Origin of the sequence: Pseudomonas sp. (assembly GCF_028293835.1) — a bacterium.
GTDB lineage: Bacteria > Pseudomonadota > Gammaproteobacteria > Pseudomonadales > Pseudomonadaceae > Aquipseudomonas.
In genome coordinates this window covers 1-6938 of record NZ_JAQGNX010000038.1, presented here as the reverse complement: position 1 = coordinate 6938, position 6938 = coordinate 1, and the positions used below count along the sequence as shown (strand labels likewise).

General features: G+C 53.1%; 4 protein-coding genes and 1 pseudogene. All 5 read left to right on the top strand.

Going from position 1 to position 6938, the window contains the following annotated elements; genetic code table 11:
• Window positions 1-1063: type VI secretion system Vgr family protein (gene tssI, locus JWR17_RS04955; protein ID WP_299828885.1), on the top strand; the 1063-nt coding region annotated here is incomplete at its 5' end.
• Window positions 1050-1922: a DUF4123 domain-containing protein gene (locus tag JWR17_RS04950; RefSeq protein ID WP_299828884.1), complete on the top strand. Its 873-nt coding sequence runs from the start codon at window positions 1050-1052 to the stop codon at window positions 1920-1922. The genes tssI and JWR17_RS04950, both read left to right, overlap by 14 nt.
• Complete coding sequence (locus JWR17_RS04945) at window positions 1919-5359, top strand: toxin VasX (RefSeq protein WP_299828882.1); 3441 nt, start codon at window positions 1919-1921, stop codon at window positions 5357-5359. Before JWR17_RS04950 ends, JWR17_RS04945 begins: the two co-directional genes overlap by 4 nt.
• Complete coding sequence (locus JWR17_RS04940; RefSeq protein ID WP_299828880.1) at window positions 5349-6542, top strand: DUF6708 domain-containing protein; 1194 nt, start codon at window positions 5349-5351, stop codon at window positions 6540-6542. The genes JWR17_RS04945 and JWR17_RS04940 overlap by 11 nt, the downstream gene beginning before the upstream one ends.
• Before the next feature lie 172 nt (window positions 6543-6714).
• Window positions 6715-6938: pseudogene (locus JWR17_RS04935) on the top strand (hypothetical protein); the annotation flags it as partial.

Sequence of the window (6938 nt, the reverse complement as noted above, 5' to 3'; positions counted from 1 at the left end):
GCCGCAGGTGCTGGAGGAATTGGGCGCTTCGCTGGAAGTAGAAGCAGGCCAAATCGTTCAGGGTTATCGCAACACCTTTACCGCCATCCCCGAAGCCGTTCAGTTTCGCCCTGCACTGCGCCATCTCAAACCGCCGATCCACAGCACGCAAACCGCCAAGGTCACGGGGCCGCAAGGCGAGGAAATCCACTGCGATAAGTTTGGCCGAGTGAAGGTCAAGTTTCACTGGGACCGCCGTGATCTGGAAGACGAAACCACCAGTTGCTGGGTGCGGGTGGCGTCCAGCTGGGCGGGCGCTAACTACGGTGCCGTAACTTTGCCCCGGGTGGGCATGGAAGTATTGGTCTCGTATCTGGAAGGCGATCCGGATAAGCCGATTGTCATGGGGTGTTTGCCCAACAGTCTAAATCCTGTTCCTTACGAACTGCCGGCCAACAAGACCAAAAGCGTATTTCGTAGCCGCAGTTCAAAGGCGGCCCAAGGCTTTAACGAAGTCTCTTTTGAAGATCGCAACGGCGCCGAGTTGGTCTACCTGCGTGCCCAGCGAGACATGGAGCAGTTGGTTCAGAACGACAGCCGTCTTGAAGTACGCGGTGAACGAAAAGAGACCATCAAGGGCAACAGCACCACCGTCATCAAGGCGGACCAAAACCTCACTGTTACTGGCGCGCGCAAGGTGCAATTGTCTGCTGGGGATCACCTGCAAGTGATGGGTTCCAGTCATACCCGCATCGGCGGTGCGCTGGTCGTAGAGGCTGCGCAAGAAGTGCACATCTCTGGAGCGAACATCGTCATTGACGGCGGCATCAGCCTGAGCTTGTCCGTTAACGGCCAACATCTTGTTCTGAACCCGGCGGGGATTTTTTCCAGCGTACCGATTGTGTTGGGTGGTGTGCCGCTACCGGGGACGCCTGCAGCTCCGCTGGCGCCGGGTAGTAACCAGCCGTTAGAGGCTGGGGAAGTATTAGCTACGAAAGGACTGATCAAGGCAATCAAAGACAAATACCTAGCTTGCCCGATATGCATGCTGACCAACACGGAGAATAGCCATGACAACGGCTAAACCATCCGCACTGAGATTGCCCGATGACCTGCCATGGACAAACAGCGCGGGCTTATTGCTTGACGCCGTCCAGGTCGAACACTTACTAGCGAAGCTGTTTTCATGGGATTGCACGGTAACTGTGGAGGTCCTTTACCTGCAAACACGTTTCGCCCAATTCAGAGATATCTCTCCCTGTCTGGTCCGGTTGAAAGGTCAGGATGACGCGCTTTTAACGCACTTTTTAGCCAACACCCAAGAGCAATGGGGCTATCTGCTGTTCAGCGATGCGCCGTGGTCAGACATGACTGATCATTTGCGCTGGCTAACAACTATCGAGCACCCCAGCGGCGCGGAAATGCTGTTGCGTATTGCTGATCCGGCAGTTGCGCACGCGTTGCTTGGCGACACGCAACACTCCACCTCCCGGCTATTTGGTCCATTCCAGCAGGCAGTGGTTATTAACACCGTTAATGACGGCTGGAATCACTACTTTCGGCACGGCACGGCGCCCGCTGCAGATTACTCAGCACCGTACCGATTGAGCGAACCGCAATGGTCGCTACTGGAAGAGGCCAGCTTCAGCAAAATGGTGTCCGAACTCTATCTGCACATGCAGGAATTTTTTCGTCACGCCGAGCCAGGCCTCAGTGCCGTAGCGCACTGGAGCTACCTGGAGCATTTAGCTCGGCGTTCCGTCGCCTACGGAAACGACAGTGAGTCGGATATCTGGCTTTTCGCCAATGCCCACGGATTGTTGGGTGATCAGGCAATGCGTGAGGATCCGGAGATCCTTGAGCTACTGGCCCCCACGAATCCACATCCCGAAATGCGCATGCAACAGATCTCCACGTTGGCCGAACGGAAGTGCTTCCCATGACTGATCTTATGACCCCGCGCGGCCACTTGGCCAACCTGATCGCGAAGTCCCGCAGCCACGACAGCATCAGCGCTAGCGGCGTCTGCCCTCTGACTAAAACCACGATCCAATTGTTGCCCCTACGCTATGGATTGGTAGAGCACCTCGCTCCGCCCGCCGACATTCCCATGCCCCACACGTTACAAAGCAGGGCAATGGGCATCCGGCTGCTGCGTGACGGCTATCTGTACGTTATCGACAGCGACAGCGGGTATCTCCATGAGTACCTGGTTGAGCAAGGCGCTATTTCCAAGCTGTTGTGGGAAGGGTCAGAAGTCGCTAACGATGTTCGCCAGAACGCAGTCAATGATGAACATCGTCTGGTATTGCGTCGCAATAGATCAATCCATGTCGCTTACTCGGAAATTCAGTGGACCGCTCATAAGTGTTCACAAGTGATCCGTTCCGCCACTGAGCGTGAGCGGTTCATGCAAAGCGTTAATCTCGCTTCGGCCAGCAGCGAACACACCGACAAACATCTACTTACCGAGAGCCAAGCTAAAGAATGGCTGGCAGAGGTTGCGGAAAATCGCTGCGAGGCAGGCGGTCGCGGCCCGGTTGATCGAGCACCAAAAAAAGAACTGCCAGACGGCACCGATCCGGGGGAAATCACCCCTTATATATGGGAACAGAAGCCGCTGTTTCGTCATACCTGGATTGAGGAACTGACCAGTCAAGTAGGCGGTGCCTACAAGAATGACTTTCTGTTTTTGGTACTACGCGACGACATCGGTGTGATGCGCGACCTTGCTGCAGCGCAACTTAAGGTTGCGGACTGGATGGGTCGATGGGCTGACGATGATGTGGTTCAGCGTCAGTACCTGACGGGTAGTTACATCGAGTCTCTCTATACCGTTAATCAAAGCCGCCCGACCGAACTGGCTCGAAATAACCCCGGCGTAGCGAAGTTACTTAAAGACACCAGCGAGTCAGAGCAAGGGTCGCTGCTGAACTATCTACACACCAAGCGCGAGTATCAAGGTCCTGCCCTGTATGGCAATGCAGGCGAGTGGCGAGAGCTGGCCAAAACCAATCCGCTTGCGAAAGCGGTCGTGGATCTGCGTGACGCGCTGGGTGTTGAACGCTGGGCAACCCATGAACAGACCATTGCCGAGCTTACTTTCCAAACCTATGAATCGCTTCATGGTGCGGAGCCCGGCGAGCGCGGTATCGATGACGTCGTGCATCGGCAAGCCATGCAGACCTTTGTGCTCAAACAGCAAACGCTACTGCAGCACTGGCAAAAACAACTTAAAAGCATTCGCGCTGACCGCCTGAAAATGATCGTCGAAGGGCATTTTCATCGTGCGGCCTGGTATTACGATTTTCAGCAAAGCGACCAAATAAAACATCGGCTGGAAACCGAACTGCTGTGCGTCGCAGCCATCTGTGATGACCCTGACGCCTGGCAGCAACTGGAAGCCTATCTGGAGAAAAACCCGCTTGTACAAGTCCCTGGCCTCGATACCCTGAGCGGCCCCGAACAGGACGAGACGTTAAAACAACTGGCAGACCTGAGTAATGTCGCGATCAAAATCGCTGACGTCCCCGCCGCTGCGGCCGATATGGATGCCCTCGCGAACCAGTTCAATGGTCTGATGCGCCAGCGACTGCCCAATTATTTGACGCTGACTGGGCAGTTTGAAGGGTTGAATAGTTTGTTGGGGGGTGCGTATGAGCCAGCAAACCAGATGCGCATTGCGAGTCGACTGGAAGTAATGCAACGAGAATTCCAGCACGGAGCCGCCATCGATCTAAATGATTTCATGCGCAAAATTGGTCCAGTAGCCAGGCTACGTCTGTTGAATGCTTACGCTACCAGCGGACTGACGGTAAGGGGTGCTACTCCTGCGGAAATTAAGCAGTTTATTGACGACCGAGCTACAGCGTTCGATATGCGAAAAACACTGAAAGCTCTATATAAGGAACGCCGCCTAATTCTTATACACAATAACGACACCAGTCATTTAAACAGCAAGATCAAGGACTTAAAAAGCAACCTTGTGGTGGTGGAAGATCGCATTAGCCAGGCGCTGACTCCGGGTGGTGAGGGTCCCGGAAAGATTGGTCTGGTGCTTGGGAATATGGATTCGGAACTAAGTGCTGAAATGCAACGTGCCGTACGGGACTATCGAAGCAGCGGTACGTTTAAAAAGCCGATTGCGAGTGCATTGGCGGCGAAGGGTAATCAAATTGCTGTGGTGGTGTTTTATTTTCAGGCGGTTAATTTTGTGACGGCTGCGGATGAATTATTGAATCGCCGCTCAGCCTCGTTTCGTGATTCGATACCCGCGTTGATCGCCCTCGTTGGTATGTCTGCCGCCGGATTCTCTGCCAGCCAAGGCTTATCCATCGGAATATTGCACGCTCACATTGCTGAGATGGAAAGTGCATCAGGCAAACTTAATGCCATGAGCCGATTAGGTAAATGGACGGCGCTTACAGGCCTGGGAGCGTTTTTCTTTGGGTTCATAGCCGCCGCTATCGACTTTTATAGACATTCCATTCAGTGGGGACAGGCGTTATCGGAGGGGGATGGAAAGAAACTCGCTGCCACCTCGCTGCAACTAAGTGGCGATGCAGTATTGATGGGTGCAAATGGCTGGGGACTTAAACACAATGCTCTTATTACCAGAGAAATCCTGCGCCTACCTAGAGAACTGCGCGCCATGGCGTGGGTCGAAAAGAGCCCGCGCTTACTCAGCATAGCCTTACGTGCCAACGTGATCGGCATCATGGGCATGGGCCTGCAATTGCTAGGGCAAGGAATTTACAATTATTTTAATCTGGGCGAAATGAAAAAGTGGGCGCACCACAGCGCTTGGGGCCTGGAAAATCTCAACCGGAACTTAGAAGACGATTGGATAGCCTTGGCGACGGTCGTCAAGCAACCCCAGTGTCATATGATTCGCCAGGGCGATACCACCGAGTTTCGCTTCACATTGCCCGGCGTCAGCACAGCAGACCTGGACGGTCGCGATGTATCTATCGAAGTGCATCAGCGCAGGCAAAGGGAGCAATCTCAAAAGGGGTGGGGGCGCCCGGTGCATATCCCTCCGCATTGGGAGGGTCGCAGTGAATACTTTGCCAGCCGGCTTCGGATAATAAGTCACGGCAACGAAGCGCTGATCTTGCGCCTCCGGATTTCAGAATATGAACTGTCCAGTTTGTTCGGCCTGATCATAGCGCTGGAATACAGGCTGGAAGATCATCGACCTCTGCGCCATCGAACCATTTTTCCCATCCTCGACATACATCAGTCTTACGTACACAGCACGACTATTTATCACCAAGGTGTATTTAAATACGAACCGCAGACTGAGCTTCCATTCAAGTTGAGTGCCACTGACGCGTGGCCCTTAACAGATATCGAATTGAGGGCCTACGATGCTGAATAAGTTATTCGGGCGCAAACCAAACAGCATTCCGCCCGCACCAAATCCCGACATCAAAAACAATCGACCCCGTGTGGGGGAGATCCGGAGAAACGGAGCGGAAGAAACGTTATATTTGGCGCCGCTGCCAGTATTCACCGGACAGCAAGCGGTCAGTACGCAGAACTTCTCCGAAATGAACGAAGTTTATCTGCAGATGGGCGGAACGAATAATGGCATGGTGATGCAGGGGAAATTATTGGCTTGGGTGATTTGGCTTATATTAATTGCGATGTTTGGACTTCCGCTAATCCTGGCGACGTACATCATTATATTTTCACCCCCACATATCGAACGCTTTTTTTGGGAGCTTCTGGGAATGGGGATCCAAGCTAACTTCGGAGTAATATTATTTTCCGGGATCTTTTTACTTGGTTTATGTTTTCATGCCACGCTACAGGACGTTCGTAAAAGTGCCAAACAATACCCCATACGTTTCAACCGCCAGCGGCGGGAAGTCTGTTTCGTCGATGGCGATACTCATGAAGTTCTCATCGTGCCGTGGGAAAGCGTTGTGGCCTGGGTATCTCAATCAGAGATGGTCACCCAGTACGGCTCCATCCAGATGTTCACCTTCGGCATGGGGCTTGAAGATGAGAAGAACGACACCGTGCAATTTATTCTCGCCAGTAAACCCAGCCAGGCTCATGCCATCGGTACGTGGGAAGCCATTCGCCTATACATGGAAAAAGGTATTCCCAAGGACCAGACTGGTGACTGGTTGCGGTTGATGCTGGGTCGTGATCAGACCGAAGAGGAATTGCGTCCGTACGAGGGCCTTCACACCTGGAACGTAGAGCGGCGAAATAAAGAGGATTTGGGCGATTTGCACTGCCCTTTGAGCGATGAATACATCGCCCAGGTAGGCCTGGAACCCCGCACCCGCTGGCCAGTGCGCTGGTGGTACGTACGCCGGGTGTTAACCTTCTGGAAAATGCCCTACATGCTTGCGGAATGGGGCCATAAAGCGGGTTCGCCCGTACTGCCCGAAGCGGTGCAGCTATGGTCACAACCCATCCCAACCGAACAATGGGCCAAACCCAGCGCAGCGCTGCAAAAAGCCACGCAGACTGTTCAAGACGCCATGCGTAAAAAGAAGATGCCGTTTGTCCATGCCTGCGAGTTGTTGGTTCAAGATGCTAAGTAAGTTATTTAGGCGAAAACAAAACAGCACTCCGCCCGCAATAAACCCCGACATCAAAAACAATCGACCCCGTGTGGGAGAGACCCGGAGAAACGGAGCGGAAGAAACGTTATATCTGGCGCCACTGCCTGTGTTCACGGGACAGCAAGCGGTCAGTACGCAGAACTTCTCAGAAATGAACGAGGTTTATCTGCAAATGGGAGGTAATAATAACGGCATGGTGATGCAGGGAAAGTTACTGGCGTGGGTTATTTGGCTTATATTAATTGCGATGTTTGGACTTCCGCTAATCCTGGCGACGTACATCATTACATTTTCACCCCCACATATCGAACGCTTTTTTTGGGAGCTTCTGGGAATGGGGATCCAAGCTAACTTCGGAGTAATATTATTTTCCGG

Coding starts and splice junctions, on each gene's coding strand:
- JWR17_RS04950 (WP_299828884.1), top strand. CDS start 1,050: ATGACAACGGCTAAACCATCCGCACTGAGATTGCCCGATGACCTGCCA.
- JWR17_RS04945 (WP_299828882.1), top strand. CDS start 1,919: ATGACTGATCTTATGACCCCGCGCGGCCACTTGGCCAACCTGATCGCG.
- JWR17_RS04940 (WP_299828880.1), top strand. CDS start 5,349: ATGCTGAATAAGTTATTCGGGCGCAAACCAAACAGCATTCCGCCCGCA.